This is a genomic window from Pantoea vagans (assembly GCF_004792415.1).
Classification (GTDB): Bacteria; Pseudomonadota; Gammaproteobacteria; order Enterobacterales; family Enterobacteriaceae; genus Pantoea; species Pantoea vagans.
The window spans coordinates 1,507,648-1,526,683 of the sequence record NZ_CP038853.1 but is presented as its reverse complement, the minus strand read 5'-3'; the positions used below and the strand labels follow the sequence as shown (position 1 = coordinate 1,526,683).

Below are 19,036 nucleotides of genomic sequence, written 5' to 3'. Positions count from 1 at the left end.
TGAAAGATGAAAAAGCACGCCGCAGCGCGCTTAAAGAAGGGTGTCGGTCGCCAGCAGTGCCTGTTCCAGCGTGCTGGCAGAGACGGTAAACGGCAGGCGTTCTGCGCAGGCTTTGGGAAATTTAATCTGCTGCGCAATGTTGCGCAGCGCGGTGTCACGATCGCCCGGCAATGCAGGAAGCTTGAGTGGCATGCCGTAATAGCGCAGCAGCGCCAGCAGTTCAGCATCCGGCTCCCCGCCATGCTCAATCAGCGACTGCACCAGCAGGCTGAAGCCCACTTTTTCGCCGTGCAGCCAGTGATGGAGTTCCGGCTGGTGGGTCAGACGATTATGGATGGCATGCGCCAGCCCTGGCGTCGGCAGCGCGTCGCGCACGCTGTTCGCCAGCCCGGCCAGCACGATACTGGCATCGATGACTTTGACCAGTTCGGGTGTGACCCGCTGCTGCTGGCAGGCGGCTATCGCGGCCTCGCCATATTGCTGAAACACATCTGCCGCCTGCCGCGCGGTCATCACCTTTAAATCCAGCGCCAGATCGTCGGGGTTATGTCGCTGGTAAGGGCGGAATTCGTAATATTTTGCCAACGCATCCACAATGCCCGCTTTCAGAAAGCGCACGTCGCTTCGGGCAATGACCTCACTGTCCACCAGCAACAGTTCCGGCATTTTGCCCAGAGGCTGGCTGCGCTGATGCCCGCCCGCTTCGTTATAGATGATGGCAATCGGTGACCAGGCGGCACAGGTCGCTGCCTGAGTAGCAAAGTTAACCAGCGTAAGTGCCGGTAACTGGCTGGCGGCGGCTTTGGCAGCATCCAGCACCCGTCCACCGCCAATCGCCAGCAGCAACTCTGCGCCCTGCTGTTCGGTTTGCTGTTTTACGCGGGCAATCGCCTCTTCAGTACATTCACCCGCTAAATAATCCAGCTGCCAGTGAATGCCCGATGCCTCAAGACTCTGGCTTAATTCCGGATTAACCGCCTGCCACGCGTGCGGCGAGGTCAATATCCGGATATGGCTGGCGTAGGGTTTAATAAACTCACCGACGCGTGCACGCAGGCCCGCCTCATGTGCATAGGCTCGCGGAGAAGTAATCGCTAACACAGCGGCATCCTGATTATAAGAATTAGGCCAAAAAGGCTTTAATTACATTTATTTATTAACGAGAGGGTAGTGTTATTTCTTTATTTAAATACTACGACAACCAGCAATTTAAGCAATTGAAAACCGGCCATTGTTTATTCACAAATCTGCATGAGGTTAGTTATTTTTCACATATAGCGACCCGGCTTTTTACTGTTAACCTGCCCCTCTGGCTGAATTAATTCACTGCTTATCAGGCAGTGTTCCGGGAAAGAATATGCAACTCGATTTTCGTCAGGTCAGAGAAGACGAAACAGATGTTTATCTGGCGCTGATGCATGCGGCTTATGCGCCGGTGAAAGCGCTGGGCATTAAGTTTGATGCCGCCACCGCAGACCGCGCTATGGCTCTGCGCCACCTGCAGAGCCACGGGGTGTATGCGCTCTATGCTGATGAGAAGATGGTCTCGTCAGTGACCGTCCGCTATCCCTGGGGGCCGCTGCCCGGCCCGTTTGGTCTGCCGCATATTGGCTGGTTCGGCGCGCACCCTGACTATCCCGGCCAGCAGTTTGGTCGTCAGGTGCTGGAACGGGTCGAACAGGCGATTCTGATCGGTCAGCTGCGTGCTCCTGCGGTCTCGCTGGGAACGGCCACCAGTCACCCCTGGCTGCAGGCGATGTACCTGAAGCGCGGCTTCCTGCCAATGCATACCCGCGACCTCGGCAAGGGTCATATCACCCTCTATATGAAGAAAGTACTGGACCCGGTGGCACACGATGCCTGGCTGAGCCGCCAGACAGCAGCACAAGGAAACCCACAATGAGCATCACTATCCCCCCGACATTAGGCGAACCGCTGATCGCCTTCCGTCACGAACTGCATCAGTTCCCGGAGCTGTCGAATCAGGAGTTTGAGACCACGCGCCGACTGCGCGATCAGCTGGAACAGCATCAGATACGCATTCTCGATCTGCCGCTGAAAACCGGCCTGGTGGCGGAAATCGGGGCATCAGCGGGGCCGCTGATTATACTGCGGGCCGATATCGACGCGCTTCCGATTGAAGAGCAGTCTGGCGTCAGCTTTCGCTCGCAGCGTCCGGGCGTGATGCACGCCTGCGGTCATGATTTTCACAGCGCAGCGGCACTGGGCGCGGCGATCCTGTTAAAGCAGCAGGAAGCGAACCTGCCAGGCCGGGTACGGATTCTGTTTCAGGCCGCAGAAGAGACCGGCCAGGGTGCGCCAGAGGTGATTGCCAGCGGCGCATTGACTGACGCGCTGACGATTTTCGGTATCCACAACGATCCTTCACTGCCTGCTGGCGTCATCGGTTCCAGAGCCGGGCCGCTCACTGCCGCCGTCGACCGTTTTGAAATTGCGATTACCGGTATCGGCAGCCATGCCGCCAAACCCGATCAGGGCAACGATCCGATTGTCATCGCGGCACAGATTGTCTCGGCGGCGCAGACGCTGATCAGCCGCAATGCCCCTTCTGCCGATAACGCGGTGGTCTCTATCACCCAGATCCACAGCGGCAGCACCTGGAACGTCATCCCGGACAGTGCATGGCTGGAGGGCACGGTGCGCTCGTTTTCATCATCCACCCGCCAGCGTCTTGAGCAGCGCTTCCGGGCGATTGTGGCGGGCATCGCGGCAGCCTTTGATGCGCAGGTGAGCTTTACCTGGCACGCCGGGCCGCCATCGGTAGTAAATGATGCGCACTGGGCGGACTTTGCTTTGCAGCAGGCTGAGAACAGCGGACTGGAAGCACGCGTGGTCGAGGCAAGTCCGATTGGTGAAGATTTTGCTTTCTATCAGCAACAGTTGCCCGGTGCCTTTGTGATGGTGGGCACCGGTGAACCCTATGCGCTGCATCACCCTGCTTTTCGCATCAATGATGAGGTGCTGCTGCCAACGGCGCGCTATCTGGCCGACCTGGCACGGGCGGCACTCCTTTCTCCGGAGCGACCACAATGAGCCTGACTGCCGCGCTGGCGGATGCGATTCTCAGCGGCCAGCCGGATGCCCCGGCACGTGAGCACGCGCGCGAAGGCATCCGGGATTTTCTGGCGGTGAGCTGGCCGGTGCTGCAGGGCACGGTACCGGATAGCGGCTTACCGGCTCTGCGCACCCTCTACAGCGATGGCAGCGTGCGTTCACAGGCGCTGCTGCTGGGCTATGCAGGACATGCGCTGGACTACGACGACTTTCATGCCGATTTTCGCGGTCATCCCAGCGTGGTGATCCTGCCTGCACTTTTCGCCTGGCAACGGGTTCAGCCCGGAAGCCTGGAGCAGTTTCTGGATGCTTACGTCACGGGGGTAGAGATGGCCGGTCGTCTGGGACTGGCGGTCAGCCAGCAACATTACGCACTGGGCTATCACAACACGGCGACGCTGGGGACCCTTGCGGCGGCGGCCGCACTGGCGCGTCTGCTGGGGATGAAGAGTGATGCCGCGGCCACCCTGCTGGGGATTGCGGCGACCCAGGCCAGCGGTTTACGCGCCCAGTTTGGTTCAGCGGTAAAACCGCTGCACGCGGGCTTTGCCGCCGAACGGGCCGTGACAGCGGCTCAGCTGACCCTGGCCGGAATCGATGGCCGCCAGCAGGGGGTCATTGAAGCCTTTGTTGCCGCCAGCAGCGCGGACCAGGCACAGCCGGAGAAATTGCTGGAAAACTGGGGCAGCCCGTGGCGTATCAGCACGCCGGGACTGGAATTCAAACCCTTCCCGACCTGCGCCGGTACGCATAGTGCGGCAGAAGCGGCCCGCATCCTGCGCCAGCAGTGGCTGGCGGCGGGTAAACCGCTGGATGCGCTGCTGAGCCAGATTGTTGATATCACCGTCGCCTTCCCGCCAGGCGGTGACATCGCCGCCTCGATACGGGTGCCGGTTAACGGTATTGAAGCACGCTTCAGCCTGGAATATGTGATTTCCGCCATGCTGATTTATGGCGATTTGCGCCTGCAGGATTTTGCAGAAGGCGATCTCAATCATCAGGTTATGCCGCTGGCTGCCCGTGTGCGACGGACGCCGGATCAGAGTGCGCCGCCCGATGCGCTCAATCCCGCGCTGCGCTTTCACGTCGTCACGCTGACGCTCGCGGATGGCACAACGCTGCATCAGCGCCGTACGCGCCAGCAATCGCTGGCGGAGGGCGTGAATGTCAGCAGTAAGCTTCATCAGGCGCTGGGTGACGCGTCGCCAGAACTGCTTTCTGCCACTGCGCTGCATTCCACGGCAGAGTTGCAGAGGCTGACCGGGGCGCTGACCCGATAGTGGCTTAACGCGGCGGAACGAAGGCCTGAACCGGCGTAACCTCACCGGCAAATTTCCGCACCTGCACTACCGTAATCTGGCCGCTGCAGCCCTGCGTCAGCGACGAAGTGCCGATATCCATGGTCAGCACATTGGGATTACCGTGGCGGCATAACGGACGGGCGGCAGCAGGCTCGACCGGATCGTACCAGGCGCCGGTTGGCAGCTGAACCACGCCAGGCATGATGGTGTCGGTGAGACGCGCGCTGGCGAGCACATGGCCGCGCGCGTTAAAGAGTTCGATGATGTCGCCATCCGCGATTGCCTGTGCGGCCGCATCGTCCCGGTTCAGGCTACAGACTTCGCGCCCGCCCCGCTTGCTGCGCTGGCTGTAATCACCAAAATCGAGCTGGCTGTGCAGACGCGTCGCGGGCTGATTGGCAATCAGCCAGAACGGATAGTCGGCGCTGGGTTTTTGCTGCGGTTCACGCCATACCGGATGGCCGGGACAATTTTCATAGCCAAAGCTGGCGATAGTAGCAGAGAAAATCTCAATTTTTCCGCCTGGCGTTGGCAGTGGCGCGGCGTCGGGGTCGGCGCGAAACGCATTGATCATCCGGCCGCCATTCTTTAACTGCGGCAGCTCCAGCACGCCCTGCTGCCAGAACTGACTGAAATCGGGTGTCTGCACCTGATGAGCGGCCAGTTTTTCCTGCAGCTGACCGTAAAGATGCTGCAGCCAGCCACGCGCATCACGCCCTTCGCTGAATGCCGCTTCCCTGCCCAGCCGCCGGGCCAGGTCACGAAAAATCGTATAATCATCCCGGGCCTGGGCGTAAGGTTCAGCCACCGGCTGCATGGCGATTAAATGGCGATCGGTCGGCGCACCGCCGATATCCTCGCGCTCCAGCGTCATGGTGGCGGGCAGAACAATATCCGCATGACGCGCCGTGGCGGTCCAGGCGCTTTCATGCACGATCAGCGTATCCAGCTGGCAGAAAGCCTGACGCAGCCGCGCCAGATCCTGATGATGGTGAAACGGATTGCCTCCCGCCCAGTAAGCCAGACGGATGTGGGGATAGGTCAGCTGGCGGCCATTGTAGTCAAACTTTGTGCCGGGATTGAGCAGCATATCGGCGATACGCGCCACCGGAATAAAGCGGTCAATGCTATTTTTACCCTGCGGCAGGGCCGGAAAGCTGACCAGATTATGATGCTTGCCATAATGGCCCAGCGCACCCAGTGCATAGGTATATCCACCGCCGGGCAGTCCAGGCTGTCCGAGCGCCGCCGCCAGCACCAGGCCGAGCCACACCGGCTGTTCGCCATGCTCGGCACGCTGCAAAGCATGAGCCACAGTCACCAGTACACGCTTACCGTGCAGCTGCCGTGCAAACTGGCCGATCAGATCGCTGCTGACGCCGCAGATTTCAGCCGCCCAGTGCGCGTCACGGACTATGCCATCCTCTTCACCGCGAATGTAAGCGACCATCTGTGGCCAGCCGACACAGTAACGCGCCAGAAACGCCTCGTCGGTTAACTTTTCTGTAATCAGCACCGCCAGCAGACCCAGCATAAACGCCGCATCCGTGCCGGGCCGCAGCGCCAGCCACTCGCCCTGCGCCTCCTCAGGCAGATCGCTTTTCAGCGGGCTCACTGAGATAAACCGCGTTCCGCGCTGTGCCGCTCGCTGCATAAAACCGCGCTCGGTGTGTTCGCTCAGGCCGCCGCTGGCCACCTGCGCATTTTTCAGCGCCAGGCCGCCAAACGCCAGCACCACCTCGCTGTGCGCGGCGATTTCCTCCCAGCTCACGCCGCGTCGGGCGATCTCGTTCATGTCACCGACAATGTGTGGCAGCAGGACAGATGCCGCGCCGGAACTGTAGCTGTTGACCGAACGGACATAACCGCCCAGCGTGGTGTTCAGAAATCGGTGCACCTGGCTTTGCGCATGATGAAAACGGCCTGCGCTTGACCAGCCGTACGATCCGCCAAAGATGCCTTCCGGGCCGTATGCTTCACTAACCCGCTTGAGTTCCTGCGCCACCCGCTGACTGGCCTCTTCCCAACTGACCGCGACATACTCATCAGCACCACGACGCTGATCCGGGCCTGGCCCGTTTTCCAGCCAGCCACGCCGTATCATCGGCTGCGCGACACGCGCCGGATGATTGAGTGCATGACGGAAGTTTTGCAACAGCGGGCTGGGATCGGGATCGCGGTGGAACGGCTCAATCAGCAGTTGATCGTCCCTGTGCTGGACGTGAAAAGCGCCCCAGTGGGCGCTGTGCATTACCGGTTTCTGGGTCATGCTGATTCCTGATTACCAAAAAAGAAACGGTGCTCAGAGCACCGTTGGAGATTGTTGATAAAGTCCGGCCCGGTAGCGGTAAGTGCGAGCCAGCGAAGGGAACACGGTCAGATCGGAAAGACGCAAAAACCGCCATCCATGGCCCGCTCGGCCCGCGCGATTACGCACCTCATCCCTGAGGTGCGCCCGTAACCGGGCCAACGCATTGCGTTGTTCAAAAACGCTCCCGGCGTTTTTGTCCGTGGCGCGGGACGCTTTCCTCCTCTGACCGTGTTCCCTGCGCATTGAGCTTATTCATTGCTGCCAGACTCACCCTGATTTGGGTTTGTCAGCAGTCTGAAACTGCGCCTAAAGCACCGTTGCAATAAAGTTTCTGACACGCCCGTTGTCCGGATCGTCGAGGACCTGCTGCGTCGGACCCGCTGCCACAATTCTGCCGCTCTCCATAAATACGATGTTGTCGGCAACTTCGCGGGCAAAGCCGATCTCATGCGTGACCACCACCATGGTGATACCGGAGTGCGCCAGCTGCTTAATCACCTGCAGCACTTCCCCTACCAGCTCAGGGTCAAGTGCCGAGGTCGGTTCATCAAACAGCATGACGCCGGGATCCATCGCCAGCGCGCGGGCAATTGCCACCCGCTGCTGCTGACCACCGGAGAGGTTCTGCGGCCACTCATCTTCGCGGCCTGACAGCCCCACCTGCTTCAGCAGCGCCAGCGCTTTGGTCGTGGCCTGATGACGGCTCTGCTTTTTCACCCGCATCGGCGCATCCGTAATGTTCTGTAGCACAGTGCGGTGCGGAAACAGGTTGAACTGCTGAAAAACCATGCCAATTTCCGCCCGCTGGCGGGCAATAGCACTGCTGCTGAGTTCGTGCAGCGCCTGGCCTTTTTGCCGGTATCCCACCATCTGGCCGCCGATGCGGATCGTGCCGCCATCCAGCTTTTCAAGATGATTAATACAGCGCAGCAGCGTGGATTTACCGGAACCCGATGGCCCCAGAATTACGGTCACCGATCCGGCAGGAATATCGAGATTAACCTCGTCGAGAATGGTGACACCGGAGAAGCGCTTGGTGACTTTGCGCAGTGCGATTGCTTCAGCCATTGCTCACGCTCCTTTGCGTTTTCGGCAGTGAAAAGCGCGGGAGTGATGACAGCAGGCTGCGCTTTTCTCGCCGCGTCACACCGCGACCAAAGTAGCGCTCGACATAGTACTGGCCGACAGAGAGCACAGAGGTCATCAGCAGATACCACAAGGTTGCGACCAGCAGCAGCGGGATCACTTCATAGGTGCGCTGATAAATAATCTGCGCCGAAAACAGCACATCCTGCAGAGAGATCACCGACACCACTGCGGTGGTTTTTAGCTGGCCGATAATCTCATTGCCCGCTGGCGGCATAATGGCGCGCATCGCCTGCGGTAAAACGGTGTGACGGAAAATCTGCGCCGGGCGATATCCCAGGGCGCGAGCCGCTTCAATCTGTCCATTGCCCACACTCTGGATACCAGCACGCACAATTTCTGCGGCATAGGCAGACTGATGCATCACCAGCGCGATCACCGCCGCGCTAAACGGACTCACCAGCGCATTGGACTGCGCGCTCCAGAGTTCGCCCAATCCCGGAATCGACAGCGCGATGCGGGGATAGAGCGCGGCGATGTTGTACCAGAGAAACAGCTGCACCAGCATCGGCACTCCGCGGAAAAACCAGGTGTAAGCCCAGCTCACCGCCACCAGCACCGGGTTAGAAGAGAGGCGCATCAGTGCCAGCACCGTGCCAAAAGCGAATCCCAGCACCACCGAGATGGCCGTGAGCTGCAGCGTCATTAACACACCCTGCAGAATGGAGGGCGCAGTGAAGTTCTCTGCAATCACCTGCCATTCAAAGCGCGGATTGTTAATCATCGAATGCGCCATCGCCACCACGCATAACAGCACCACCAGCGCACTCAGCCAGCGACCGTAGTAGCGTTTACCGACGATTTTCAGGTCGTCGGTGTGGTCCGGAGTTTCTCTCATTTAAAGATCTCTTCGTTGCGTCGGGCTTCGGTCACGGCACCAAAACCGATTCCCCAGTTATCGAGGATTTTCCGGTAGCTGCCATCTTTGATTAACGAATTCAGTGCCGCCTGTACGGCTGGCTCCAGCGGCGAGTCTTTCGGGAAAGCGACAGAGACCGGTGCATCATTCACGGTGATTTCACCGCTCATGGTCAGCGGTTTGATCACTTTGGTCTGCCACAACAGCCCTTCATAAGGACCGAGGAACAAGGGAACGCGACCGCTGACTACAGCCTGCACGCCCGCCGGACGATCCGGGAATATCGCTACCTTGATGGGCTGCTTACCGGCGGCTTCACAGGCTTTGCTGGCCTCTTCCAGCCGCGTCACCTGAGTCGTACCGGAGCCGGCGCCCACCTCTTTGCCACACACATCGCTGAGGGATTTAAAGGGCGGGATATCAGCGTCTTTGCGGGAAATAATGCCCAGCAGGCTGGCGTTGTAATAACCGACAAAGTCGATCTGTTTCAGACGGGTCGGCGTGGCATTGATGTTTGACAGCGCCACGTCGTAACGTCCGGTCTTCAGGCCGGGAATAATATTGTCGAAGCCGCCGGTGTCGCGCCACTGAACGGTGATGCCCAGACGCTCGCCGACCGCATTCATGATGTCGATTTCACGACCAGCCAACGTTTTGTTGTCTTCTTTATAGAAGGTGGTGGGCGGCGTGTTCGGGTTAGTACCCGCCACAATATAGCCACGCTTAAGGATATCCGCGGGTATCAGGCTTTTCAGCGCCGGATCGGCTTTGACATGTAAGCTGCTTTCAGCAGGCACTGAAGGTTCGGCTGCAAAACTGGCGTGCGCACTAAGCGCGAGGGCAAAAAGGGTCATTCCTTTTATATATTTCACTGGAACCTTTCTCCTGATAGTTAAAATGTTCCCCCCAGAGGGAAAAGTTATCGCGATCTGTTGTCAGCACCGGAAGCCAGAGAAGCAGCGGGCTTCAGTGCTTTTATCATCCTCGTAACGTTCTGTTGTCATTCTCAGTGAAGACCGACGGCGATCACAAATGCTAAAACCGGGATTATTTAGCCGGAATATGGCAATGAAGAGGTTTCTCCGCTTTTTAATCGGGGGAGTGAGATGTTGCAGAGCAAGAACATGGGGCAGGTCTGCTGGCGCTGGCGAAATAATAGTAGTTTCCGCAGCGGTTCGTTAACGGCCGAACAGCCTCTGAAAGTGTCATTTTATTGATAAGTTTATCTTTAAAATCACCTGAGTATTTTCAGGCGAATTTTCATCAGTCATTTAATTGATCAAAATCAATAAATATTTATTCAGGTACTGTAAAGCCTCTCGCATGCTAACCATTTTTTTAAATAATCCATATCAATCAATCATTTAAATATAAAATATATCAATTAGCAGGCAGATAATTACATCGCAAAACAATGGAGTTCTAATTAGTAAGATTACTGAATAAATAATAAATAGCTTTAAAGTATTATCAGAAGCTGACGATAAAAAGATCAGGAATAAATTATTTGAATTTCTTTTGTCTGCTTTTGAACCTCAATAAAGGTGAACCTCATGGGCCTTGCTCAACGCATTTCCAGTATTAAAATCGGGAAAAAACTTGGCGTCGGTTTTATCGTCGTCATCGCGGCGTCTCTCGCCATAACCTTTATCGCTTTTGACTGTTTCCGCAGTATTAAAGACAACTCTGCACGCCGCACGACAACCGTGGAAATGGTCAATACGTTAAGCAAGGCACGTCTTAATCGCACGCTTTACCAGTACACCAAAAATCCTGAATTTGCCGCGAAGAACGTTCAGGCACTTAAGGAGCTGGATACCCTTTATCAACGACTGAGTGGATTTAAATGGGATGATGAAGGTCAGCAAAAAATCACGCTGATGGGCCAGTTACTTAATGATTATCAGAGTCAGCGCCAGAAGTTTGTGGCATCTGCGGAGGTAACATCTGCCGCCTTTGCTGCCATTAAACCGGGCGCGCTGATCGGTCTGGCTCATCAGTCTGAATTACTCGATATGGCTATGGCGCCCGACGCCGCGCTGCCGGTCATGAAACTGGCCGCCGCGCTGTTCGATGCCTCAAATATTGAAAAAGCGTTTCTTGATAAGCCCACAGCAGCCAGCAGAGATGCGGTTATTGAGGAGTACACCGCCATTAACACGCTGAGTGAGCAACTGGACAGTTTTAATCAGCCAGCGATCAATGCCGTTACGCAAAATGTCATCACTACCCTTGCGCAGCAGCGTCAGGCTTTGACGCAGTATGTTGATGCTTCAGAGAAAGAAAAGAGCGAATCTGCGGGCCTGACCGCAGCCGCAGAGCGGCTCAATGCGGCCGTTTCTGATACCTTTGCCTTCCAGTCCCGTCTGTCGGCTGAATTTATCAAACAGGCAGAGTGGCGCATCGCCTTTGCTGCGCTGATCTGTGTCGTCCTGAGCCTGCTGATTGCCTGGCGGATTACCCGCAACATTACGCTGCCATTGAAAGAGACGCTGAATACAGCGCAGCGTATTGCCAGCGGTGATTTAACCACCTCACTGAATACCACCCGGGGTGACGAGCTGGGCCAGCTGATGCAGGCCGTCGATGCAATGAATCTCAGCCTGCAGAATATCATTACCAATGTGCGCGATGGCGTCAGCAGTGTGGCGCGCGCCTCGGCGGAGATTGCAGCAGGTAATACCGACCTTTCCTCCCGCACCGAACAGCAGTCTGCCGCCGTGGTTCAGACGGCTGCCAGCATGGAAGAGCTCTCATCTACGGTGAAACAGAATGCGGAAAATGCTCACCATGCGAGCCAGCTGGCAACCGATGCGTCGGTGAATGCCGGACGCGGTGGTGAAATTATCCGTGACGTTATCGTCACCATGAACAACATCAGCCAGAGTTCAGGCAAAATCGGCGAAATCATTCACGTCATCAACAGCATCTCCTTCCAGACCAATATTCTGGCATTAAATGCCGCAGTTGAAGCGGCTCGCGCCGGTGAACAGGGTCGCGGCTTTGCGGTGGTGGCCGGGGAAGTCAGAAATCTGGCCCAGCGCAGTTCGCTGGCGGCCAAAGAGATTGAAACACTGATTCGCGAGTCACTGGATCGGGTTCATGATGGTTCGGAGTTTGTAGAACGCGCGGGTAGCACCATGGATGATATCGTCCGCTCGGTCAGTCAGGTCAAAGACATCATGGGTGAGATTGCTGCCGCATCCGACGAGCAGAATCGCGGTATTTCCCAGATTGCGACAGCAATGGCCGAAATGGATACCACCACGCAGCAGAACGCCGCGCTGGTTGAAGAGTCTTCTGCCGCAGCCAGTTCCCTGGAAGCGCAGGCGGACGATCTGGAAAAAACGGTGGCGGTGTTCCGCTTATCAGCCGGGCAAAACAGCACCAGCCGGCCTGCACCTGCCCTGGCACCGCGTTTAGTGCCCGCGATGCCGGTTAAAGCATCAACAGAATCCAGCTGGGAAAGCTTCTGATACACCGCGCTGCTTTGAGTTAAGCGTCATGCGGATACAGCCAGCCTGATTTAATGAGGCTGGCTGAAGTACACATCCGCCACAGACAAGGCATCAGAGTAATCACAGAAAAAGCAGGTACGGGAGCCTATTCGCCCGGGTCTGTTATTGTTTCGGGTCCGGCAGGGTTGTGGCTTAGAAGGCTTTTAAGATGGGTATCGAATCGCGGTGGCAGGAGAAGTGTCGTCCATGACAGTTTCTCCGGCCGGTATACGCTTTCGCGCAACCGATGAGGTCGTCCGCTTCGTCGTTTTCCGGCCGGAGCCGGACTACGTCCACTGGCGTCAGTTCAGTTACTGCTAGTTCAGTTCTTCGTTCAGGCCTGCAAGTGTCTGCAGGTACGGCACCTGCTTTTGGGCAACTTCCGGTGACTTAAAACTGCTTAACCAGTTTCTGGCTTCAGCGATTTGCGTCAGTCGTTCAGCGTTGCTTTCAGATTTCGCCATGTATCCCAGCTGAGTAAAGAGTGTTGCGATACTGATTTCTTTCTCACCCAGGGCAAGGCTAAGTGCCGCTTCGCCAATAATGACGTGGCCTTTCTCGTCGTTTTGAATTAACACAGAAAATCCTCCATTAGTACGAATTGATGACAACCTCACCAGAGACTGTAGTCGTAAAAGCAAGACCTGCCCGAATAAATCACTGAAAATCGCGCAACCTGCTGATCGAATACACTTTATGTTTTTTTCCGGATTGTTCTGTTTGTCTCTGCCGTTCATCCTGCCAGACTGGCTGGCCTTATCAGCAACGGATGCACCTATGAAACTCTCTGTTCTTCTCACGTTGTTAGCCGCAACGGTCTACCTGGTGTTTGCTGCCCATGGTGGATTCGGCACGCATCAGGCCAGCTTGTCGCTTTCCGCTCAAAGCGGTGAAACGGTTACGGAAGAATAAGGGTTAAGTCCGGCGTCGTCAGTGCACCGGCAATCGGTTATGATCCCCTGCCATTCTGCTGCCGGTTGCCCGATGTCTGCCATTATCGATACGTTTATCGCCCCACCCTGTTTTGATGAGATCACTCTCCTGTTTCAGGACGATCATATGCTGGTGATCAACAAACCCACCGGGCTTCTGAGCCTGTCAGGTAAAAATCCGCAAAACCTCGATTCAGTACATCATCGGCTGGTAAAACGTTTTCCAGGCTGCACGCTGGTTCATCGGCTCGATTTTGGCACCTCCGGGCTGATGGTGGTGGCACGTAACAAAGCCATTAATGCCGCACTTTGTCAGCAGTTCAGCCAGCGCACGGTGAGCAAAACCTATCAGGCACTGCTGTGCGGACACCTTGCCGATGATGAAGGCGTGATTGACGCCGCGATAGCCAAAGATCCGGCGCTGTTTCCCCGGATGGTGATATGCGCCGCTCAGGGTAAGCCCGCACGCTCACGCTATCGGGTCACTGAACGCAGTTATTACCGGGGAAAAGAGGGAAAAGAATTGCCGGTTACGCGGGTTGAGCTGACCCCAGAAACCGGACGCACCCATCAGCTGCGCATTCACTGTCAGCAACTGGGTCACCCGATTCTGGGCTGTGATCTTTACGGCGGGTTGATGCTGCCAGGCACTGAGCAGACAGAGAGGCTGATGCTTCACGCCAGCGGATTAACGTTAGTTCATCCTGTCAGCGGCGAGACGCTGTCTCTCTCTGCCGCCAGCCCCTTCTGACTGCATCAGCAGACAATTACCACATCAGATCATCCGGCACTTTGAAATCTGCATAGGGATCATCTTCGTCCTGTGCTTCTTCGCTCAGCGCGCTGTTTAAGACGATGGCGCTGGCATCACGCTGGGCAATTTTATCCGCCACGCTGGCCGGGATGATGGCGTACTGGCTCTCGCCACTTTTGTCAGCAGTCAGGCGGGCAATGGCGAGACGACCATTGATCAGCTGCGTCTGCGTCAGCTTATCCACCATGATTTTTTTAATCAGGTTGTTGTCGGTAAAGTTAAAGCTGATGTCGCCTCGCGCCACGTCAATTTTGTTCATTTCAATCAGCTGCTTGACCTGCGCTTTGTACTCTTTCGACAGCACAGCCAGCTTCTGCTGTTCGTTCAGCTGCTTATCCCGCTCAAGCTGCGCTTTTTTGTTGTCCTCTACCGCCGCTCTGGCTTCGCGCGCCTGAACCCGGGATTTCTTCGCGGTACGCTGAACCTTATCCATTTTTTTGCTGGATACTAAGCCCGCTTTCAGCATCTGCTCTTGCAAGGTGAGTTTTGTCATTGTCGTCTCTGAACCTGTGAAATTTTGTCCGGGATTATACCTGTAATCTTTCGGGCTGTGCCAGGCTGACGCCGCGATTGCGGGTTACGCCTCAACACTGTGCTAACATTCCCCGGTCAAAATCACCTTATTGAGCACCATGTCAGAGCTAACAAAACGTAAAAATGACCCTGAAGGGCTGAAAAAACGCATCATCGCAGGCGCACTGAAAACCTTCGCTGAATTTGGTATGCAGGGTGCCAGACTGGAGCAGATTGCTGAGCATGCGCAAACCACGAAACGCATGGTGGTCTATCACTTTGGCAGTAAAGAGCAGCTTTATATCGCCGTGCTTGAGCGGGTTTATCAGCAGATACGTCAGCATGAAACCGGCCTGAACCTGGCGTCGATGGCGCCGGAACTGGCCATGACCCGGCTGGTGGAAGCCAGCTTTGATTACCATGTTGAGCATCCCGATTTTATCCGGCTGGTCTGCAGTGAGAACCTGCTGCGCGGTCGCTACATCACCCAGTCGCCGCAGATTAAAGCGCTGAACCGCAGCGCGCTGGATCTGCTGGATGACATCCTGGCGCGCGGTCAGCAGCAGGGGGTATTTACTGGCGATGTACAGACCATCGATGTTCATCGCCTGATCAGCAGTATCTGCGTTCATCACGTCTCAAACCGCTACACCTTCAACGCCCTGTTCAGTCCTGACAACAGTGAAGCCGAGAGTATCCGCCGCAATCGGCAGCTCGCTGTTACTGCAACGTTACGCTACATCCGCAAATAAATGCCCGCTTGCCGGGCTCCGCTTAGTAATGGTCTACGCTTAGTTTAACTTGCCATTAAAATGCAATAATAAGGAATGCTGTTGTGAGCAGAGATGCACGCCTCTATCCGCTTCGCGAGACCCATATTGAACCCGATGATGATGCGCTGTGGAACTGGGCACAGAACGCGCAGATCGGGAGCCGTCAGCAGGTTCAGCGTCCCGCCAGCGAAGCGGAACTACAGAAAATTATCCGGGAGTCACGCGGGCAGATTCGGGTGATCGGCAGCAAGCTCTCACCGGGCCGGATGCTGCATGTCGGTGACGACGATGTGCTGCTTGATCTCAGTGCCCTGAGCGGCCAGATCGCCAGTGATGAACAGAGCGTGACCTTCGGTGGCGCAACGCCGCTTGAACAGGTTTATCACCGCCTGACTGAAATGAACCGCATGCTGGCCTCATCGCCAGGCGTGATTGCGATTCAGACGCTGGCGGGCGCAATGGCGACCGGCACGCACGGTCAGGGTTTGCAGCAGAGTTCGATTGCCGATGAAGCGCTGGCGATACGCATGGTGCTGGCCGACGGCAGCGTGCGTGAGTTTGTCCGCGGCGACGCTGACTTTCCGGCGGCGCAGGTCTCTCTGGGCGCGCTGGGCATTGTTACCACCGTCACCCTGCGTACCCAGCCGTTTAAGATCTTCACCTGCCACAAAAATGCTGTTTCTGCCGATACGCTGGAAGAGGATCTGCTGCGCTGGAACAACGACTATCCGCTGAGCAAAGCCTGGTGGTTTGTTGATGACAACCTGATGCACGTCTGGAACGCCCATGAGGCGAGTGACGAGGAGCGCCAGCGTTACGACGCACAGGGGCGTCAGGTGGTGGAACATGAGGGTGAAGCTGACGACAGTCTCAATGACACTATCGACCAGACGCTGGCGCACATGCACCGCGACACGCAGATTCAGGGCAAAGGCGGCAAGCAGTTTCGTACCGTCACCCGCTTTCGCGACTTCACCGATGTTACCGGTGACATCTACCAGCTCTTCTGTCGCGGCATTGCGGTGCCACAGATTAATGTGGAAATCGGCGTGCCGCTGGCAAAAACCCCGGCCATCATCCGCCGGATTAAGGCGTGGTATGCGGAGAACCGTCCGCATATGCACTACCCGATTATCCTGCGCTGCACCGGCGCGTCCTCAGCCTGGCTCAGTCCGGCCGCTGACCAGCCAACCTGCTTCTTCGGCTTTGTAGTCTATTACGCCGACGATGGCTCGCTGTCACAGGAAGGCCTGCACTTCCTGACCGAAGTGGAAAAACTGCTGGCCGAAGAGGGCGGACGCCCGCACTGGGGCAAGTATTACGATGAAGAACGCTACAACTGGCGTGAGATCTATCCGCAGTGGGACGCCTTCCGCGCGCTGCGCCACCAGCTCGACCCGCAGGGCCGGTTGGGGAACGACTACATCACGCCACTTTTTGACTGATTGAGGAACGCTATGTTTGCCTGGGTAACACTGTTAACACAACCCGACTATCTGGTGGGCGTCAAAGCGCTACACCGTTCGCTGCAGGAGAGCCACAGCCAGTGGCCGCTGGTAGTGATGACTACGCCAGCTATTTCTGACGCTGACTGTCAGATTTTGCAGGATGAAGGCTGTGTGATTAAACCGGTCGACCCACTCTATCCGCGCGCCGATCTGGCTCAGCATTACGCTTCGGCGCAGTTTGGCGAGGTCTGGACCAAGCTGCGTGCCTGGCAGCTCACCGATTATGAGCGCGTAGTGTTTCTGGATGCCGATATGCTGGTCTTGCAGAACATGGATGAGCTATTTACCCTGGATCTGGACGATAATCCGCTGGCGGCCTGTCACGCCTGCCGCTGTAATCCCAACCAGATCGCCTCTTATCCGCCGGAGTGGCAGCCAGAGCAGTGTCACTATACCTGGCAGGCACGCGGTGAGCAGGCTCCGGAGAGCGTTGACTACTACCTGAACGGCGGTTTTCTGGTACTGAAGCCTGACAATGCGGTGTTCGATATGCTTGAGAAGCGCATTGCCGCGATTGATGATCTCAGCGTCTATCCCTTCTCCGAGCAGGATCTGCTGAATGAAGTGTTCGCCGAACGCTGGAAGCCGCTCTCTTATATCTACAATGCGTTAAAAACGCTGCCGTTCCAGCACAGCGGGCTGTGGCAGGGTGATGAGGTGAAGAATCTGCACTATATTCTGGCGAAGCCGTGGAAGCGCGATCTCAACCAGCCCGAAAGTGATCGCGATCGCTTCTATGCGCTGGATAAGCTGTGGTGGGAAAAAAGCGGTTTGATCTGACTGTATACGGGCGGGATACTCCCGCCCTTCCCACCTGTTCACTCAACCCGGTAGCCTGCCAGTTCGCCAGGTCCACTCTGCCTCATATTCAACCTCACACCTCGACCCAGCGGCGCTGCTCAGCGGAGTGTGCAATCGCTTCCAGCACCTTCTGCACCTGCAGTCCCTCGGCAAAATCGGGCCACATGCGATCGCCGGCTGCGATGCCGTTAATCAGGTCGCGGATTTCCACCGTTTTCTGATCGTTAAACCCGATTCCGTGCCCGGCAGAGACACAGAAGTTCGCGTAATCAGGATGGGCCGGTCCGGTCAGGATGGTTTTAAATCCCTGTCGCCCGGCAGGTTCGTCATGCAGATAAATCTCCAGTTCAGCCATGCGCTCCTGAGTGTAACGCAGCGTGCCTTTGGTGCCGGTGACAACATAGGTCAGGCCCATTTTTGCGCCACAGGCAATGCGTGAGGTTTCAATCACGCCGTGTGCGCCATTACGGAAGCGCAGCAGCGCGCTGGCCTGATCTTCGTTTTCAACCGGTAACTGCCGGGCAGGTTCTTTTGGATCAGGCCGTGAGGTGATCACCGTCATCATATCGCCACTCACCTCAGCAATATCGCCGACCAGATAGTGCGCCATATTGACGATGTGCGCTGCCAGATCGCCCAGCGCGCCAAGGCCTGCCAGCGCTTTCTGGCAGTGCCAGTCGAGCGGCGTCTCCGGTCTGGCGAGGTAATCCTCGTTATGGGTGCCGTAGAAATGCACCACGTCGCCAATCTCGCCTCTGGCAATAATCTCTTTTGCCAGCTGGCTGGTCGGGTTTTTCATGTAGTTGAAACCAACCAGGGTTTTCACCCCTGCCGCCTCAGCAGCTGCCACCATCTCCTGCGCATCCGCCACGCTTAACGACAGCGGCTTTTCTGAATAGACGTGCTTGCCGTGGCGTATCGCCTCCAGCGCCATCTCTTTATGCAGGAAGTTGGGTGCGCAGATATCTACCACATCAATCGCCGGATCGCTGACCAGCGCGCGCCAGTCACCGGTGGACCGCGCAAAACCAAAGGTCGCCGCCTGACGCGCCGCCAGCTCAGGATTTACTTCGGCCAGCATCTCCCGCACGATTTCGCCTTTCAGCGCGAATACAGTGGGGGCCTGGGCATAGGCTATTGCGTGGCAGCGCCCGATATAGCCGCTGCCAATCATGCCGATTCTGACTTTGTTCATTTCAACTCCGGATACTCAGTTCAGGGTTGAAATGGAATCTACGTTTCATATTTGTTGCTGACAAAGTCAGAATCGAGACTTTGTGACGCCTGTAAAAAACTATCCGGTTAAATCATGCGTAGTGCGGTCTGACAAGGGCTTTACCGCGTCAGAACACCTCATAAACACCTCAGTCTGACCTGCCTCTTTTTAACGCAGGAAGCCGCTGAGATGACCATTCATTCATGGTCCGAATCGCTATTGTGGTGACTATTTCAGCAGTCGCGCAGATTTGTGAAAAAGAGCTTTGACATGATCCGGCGTGGCCGTTA

The 19,036-nt window shown here is 56.5% G+C and carries 17 protein-coding genes; 9 read left to right on the top strand and 8 right to left on the bottom strand.

The features are described from left to right. Nucleotides 1–30: 30 nt before the first annotated feature. Nucleotides 31–1,101, bottom strand: coding sequence for an iron-containing alcohol dehydrogenase family protein (locus tag EGO56_RS07070; protein ID WP_135908206.1), 1,071 nt, complete (start codon nucleotides 1,099–1,101; stop codon nucleotides 31–33). 256 nt (nucleotides 1,102–1,357) lie between these two features. On the opposite strand from EGO56_RS07070, the gene EGO56_RS07065 reads away from it, so the two are divergent. Genes EGO56_RS07065 through EGO56_RS07055 form a run of 3 tightly spaced genes read left to right on the top strand, consistent with a single transcriptional unit; the run spans nucleotide 1,358 to nucleotide 4,355 of the window. Next, nucleotides 1,358–1,903, top strand: coding sequence for a GNAT family N-acetyltransferase (locus tag EGO56_RS07065; protein WP_135908205.1), 546 nt, complete (start codon nucleotides 1,358–1,360; stop codon nucleotides 1,901–1,903). Beyond that, a complete protein-coding gene (locus EGO56_RS07060; protein WP_135908204.1) occupies nucleotides 1,900–3,054 on the top strand; it encodes an amidohydrolase in 1,155 nt (384 codons plus the stop codon). The genes EGO56_RS07065 and EGO56_RS07060 overlap by 4 nt, the downstream gene beginning before the upstream one ends. Further along, nucleotides 3,051–4,355, top strand: a complete 1,305-nt coding sequence (locus tag EGO56_RS07055; RefSeq protein WP_135908203.1) for an MmgE/PrpD family protein — start codon at nucleotides 3,051–3,053, stop codon at nucleotides 4,353–4,355. Before EGO56_RS07060 ends, EGO56_RS07055 begins: the two co-directional genes overlap by 4 nt. A gap of 4 nt (nucleotides 4,356–4,359) precedes the next feature. Here the strand turns inward: EGO56_RS07055 and EGO56_RS07050 are convergent, their stop codons facing one another. From EGO56_RS07050 to EGO56_RS07030, 4 genes are all read right to left on the bottom strand, one after another. Continuing rightward, nucleotides 4,360–6,645, bottom strand: coding sequence for a molybdopterin-dependent oxidoreductase (locus EGO56_RS07050; RefSeq protein WP_135908202.1), 2,286 nt, complete (start codon nucleotides 6,643–6,645; stop codon nucleotides 4,360–4,362). A 348-nt stretch (nucleotides 6,646–6,993) separates the two neighbouring features. Then, on the bottom strand, nucleotides 6,994–7,755 hold the full coding sequence (locus tag EGO56_RS07040; protein WP_013358395.1) for an amino acid ABC transporter ATP-binding protein: 762 nt from the start codon (nucleotides 7,753–7,755) through the stop codon (nucleotides 6,994–6,996). Further along, nucleotides 7,748–8,671 carry an amino acid ABC transporter permease gene (locus tag EGO56_RS07035; protein WP_013358396.1) on the bottom strand — a complete coding sequence of 308 codons (924 nt, stop codon included), beginning with the start codon at nucleotides 8,669–8,671 and terminating at the stop codon, nucleotides 7,748–7,750. The genes EGO56_RS07040 and EGO56_RS07035 overlap by 8 nt, the downstream gene beginning before the upstream one ends. Continuing rightward, on the bottom strand, nucleotides 8,668–9,564 hold the full coding sequence (locus EGO56_RS07030; protein ID WP_135908200.1) for an ABC transporter substrate-binding protein: 897 nt from the start codon (nucleotides 9,562–9,564) through the stop codon (nucleotides 8,668–8,670). Before EGO56_RS07030 ends, EGO56_RS07035 begins: the two co-directional genes overlap by 4 nt. A 681-nt stretch (nucleotides 9,565–10,245) precedes the next feature. Here EGO56_RS07030 and EGO56_RS07025 point away from each other — a divergent pair. Continuing rightward, on the top strand, nucleotides 10,246–12,168 hold the full coding sequence (locus tag EGO56_RS07025) for a methyl-accepting chemotaxis protein (protein WP_135908199.1): 1,923 nt from the start codon (nucleotides 10,246–10,248) through the stop codon (nucleotides 12,166–12,168). A gap of 338 nt (nucleotides 12,169–12,506) precedes the next feature. On the opposite strand, the gene EGO56_RS07020 is transcribed toward EGO56_RS07025, so the two are convergent. Further along, a complete protein-coding gene (locus EGO56_RS07020) occupies nucleotides 12,507–12,767 on the bottom strand; it encodes a hypothetical protein (protein ID WP_135908198.1) in 261 nt (86 codons plus the stop codon). A 199-nt stretch (nucleotides 12,768–12,966) separates the two neighbouring features. Between EGO56_RS07020 and EGO56_RS22590 the strand changes: the two genes are divergently transcribed. After that, nucleotides 12,967–13,101 (top strand): hypothetical protein, encoded by a 135-nt coding sequence (locus EGO56_RS22590; protein WP_272949255.1) that lies wholly within the window; start codon nucleotides 12,967–12,969, stop codon nucleotides 13,099–13,101. Nucleotides 13,102–13,173: 72 nt separating this feature from the next. Next, complete coding sequence (locus EGO56_RS07015) at nucleotides 13,174–13,872, top strand: RluA family pseudouridine synthase (RefSeq protein ID WP_135908197.1); 699 nt, start codon at nucleotides 13,174–13,176, stop codon at nucleotides 13,870–13,872. Nucleotides 13,873–13,888: 16 nt separating this feature from the next. On the opposite strand, the gene EGO56_RS07010 is transcribed toward EGO56_RS07015, so the two are convergent. After that, nucleotides 13,889–14,428 (bottom strand): DUF2058 domain-containing protein, encoded by a 540-nt coding sequence (locus tag EGO56_RS07010; protein WP_135908196.1) that lies wholly within the window; start codon nucleotides 14,426–14,428, stop codon nucleotides 13,889–13,891. A gap of 139 nt (nucleotides 14,429–14,567) precedes the next feature. Between EGO56_RS07010 and EGO56_RS07005 the strand changes: the two genes are divergently transcribed. The 3 genes from EGO56_RS07005 to EGO56_RS06995 all read left to right on the top strand — a co-directional run bounded on the left by EGO56_RS07005 (nucleotide 14,568) and on the right by EGO56_RS06995 (nucleotide 17,509). Beyond that, nucleotides 14,568–15,200 carry a TetR/AcrR family transcriptional regulator gene (locus tag EGO56_RS07005; RefSeq protein ID WP_013358401.1) on the top strand — a complete coding sequence of 211 codons (633 nt, stop codon included), beginning with the start codon at nucleotides 14,568–14,570 and terminating at the stop codon, nucleotides 15,198–15,200. Nucleotides 15,201–15,283: 83 nt separating this feature from the next. Further along, nucleotides 15,284–16,666, top strand: a complete 1,383-nt coding sequence (locus EGO56_RS07000) for a D-arabinono-1,4-lactone oxidase (protein ID WP_135908195.1) — start codon at nucleotides 15,284–15,286, stop codon at nucleotides 16,664–16,666. A gap of 12 nt (nucleotides 16,667–16,678) precedes the next feature. After that, nucleotides 16,679–17,509, top strand: a complete 831-nt coding sequence (locus EGO56_RS06995) for a glycosyltransferase family 8 protein (RefSeq protein ID WP_135908194.1) — start codon at nucleotides 16,679–16,681, stop codon at nucleotides 17,507–17,509. A 94-nt stretch (nucleotides 17,510–17,603) separates the two neighbouring features. Here the strand turns inward: EGO56_RS06995 and EGO56_RS06990 are convergent, their stop codons facing one another. Further along, nucleotides 17,604–18,725 carry a Gfo/Idh/MocA family protein gene (locus EGO56_RS06990; protein WP_135908193.1) on the bottom strand — a complete coding sequence of 374 codons (1,122 nt, stop codon included), beginning with the start codon at nucleotides 18,723–18,725 and terminating at the stop codon, nucleotides 17,604–17,606. Nucleotides 18,726–19,036: the final 311 nt, after the last annotated feature.

Bases quoted from the DNA above. Each gene is read 5' to 3' on its own strand.
- EGO56_RS07065 (WP_135908205.1), top strand. From the start codon at position 1,358: ATGCAACTCGATTTTCGTCAGGTCAGAGAAGACGAAACAGATGTTTAT.
- EGO56_RS07060 (WP_135908204.1), top strand. From the start codon at position 1,900: ATGAGCATCACTATCCCCCCGACATTAGGCGAACCGCTGATCGCCTTC.
- EGO56_RS07055 (WP_135908203.1), top strand. From the start codon at position 3,051: ATGAGCCTGACTGCCGCGCTGGCGGATGCGATTCTCAGCGGCCAGCCG.
- EGO56_RS07050 (WP_135908202.1), bottom strand. From the start codon at position 6,645: ATGACCCAGAAACCGGTAATGCACAGCGCCCACTGGGGCGCTTTTCAC.
- EGO56_RS07040 (WP_013358395.1), bottom strand. From the start codon at position 7,755: ATGGCTGAAGCAATCGCACTGCGCAAAGTCACCAAGCGCTTCTCCGGT.
- EGO56_RS07035 (WP_013358396.1), bottom strand. From the start codon at position 8,671: ATGAGAGAAACTCCGGACCACACCGACGACCTGAAAATCGTCGGTAAA.
- EGO56_RS07025 (WP_135908199.1), top strand. From the start codon at position 10,246: ATGGGCCTTGCTCAACGCATTTCCAGTATTAAAATCGGGAAAAAACTT.
- EGO56_RS22590 (WP_272949255.1), top strand. From the start codon at position 12,967: ATGAAACTCTCTGTTCTTCTCACGTTGTTAGCCGCAACGGTCTACCTG.
- EGO56_RS07015 (WP_135908197.1), top strand. From the start codon at position 13,174: ATGTCTGCCATTATCGATACGTTTATCGCCCCACCCTGTTTTGATGAG.
- EGO56_RS07010 (WP_135908196.1), bottom strand. From the start codon at position 14,428: ATGACAAAACTCACCTTGCAAGAGCAGATGCTGAAAGCGGGCTTAGTA.
- EGO56_RS07005 (WP_013358401.1), top strand. From the start codon at position 14,568: ATGTCAGAGCTAACAAAACGTAAAAATGACCCTGAAGGGCTGAAAAAA.
- EGO56_RS06995 (WP_135908194.1), top strand. From the start codon at position 16,679: ATGTTTGCCTGGGTAACACTGTTAACACAACCCGACTATCTGGTGGGC.
- EGO56_RS06990 (WP_135908193.1), bottom strand. From the start codon at position 18,725: ATGAACAAAGTCAGAATCGGCATGATTGGCAGCGGCTATATCGGGCGC.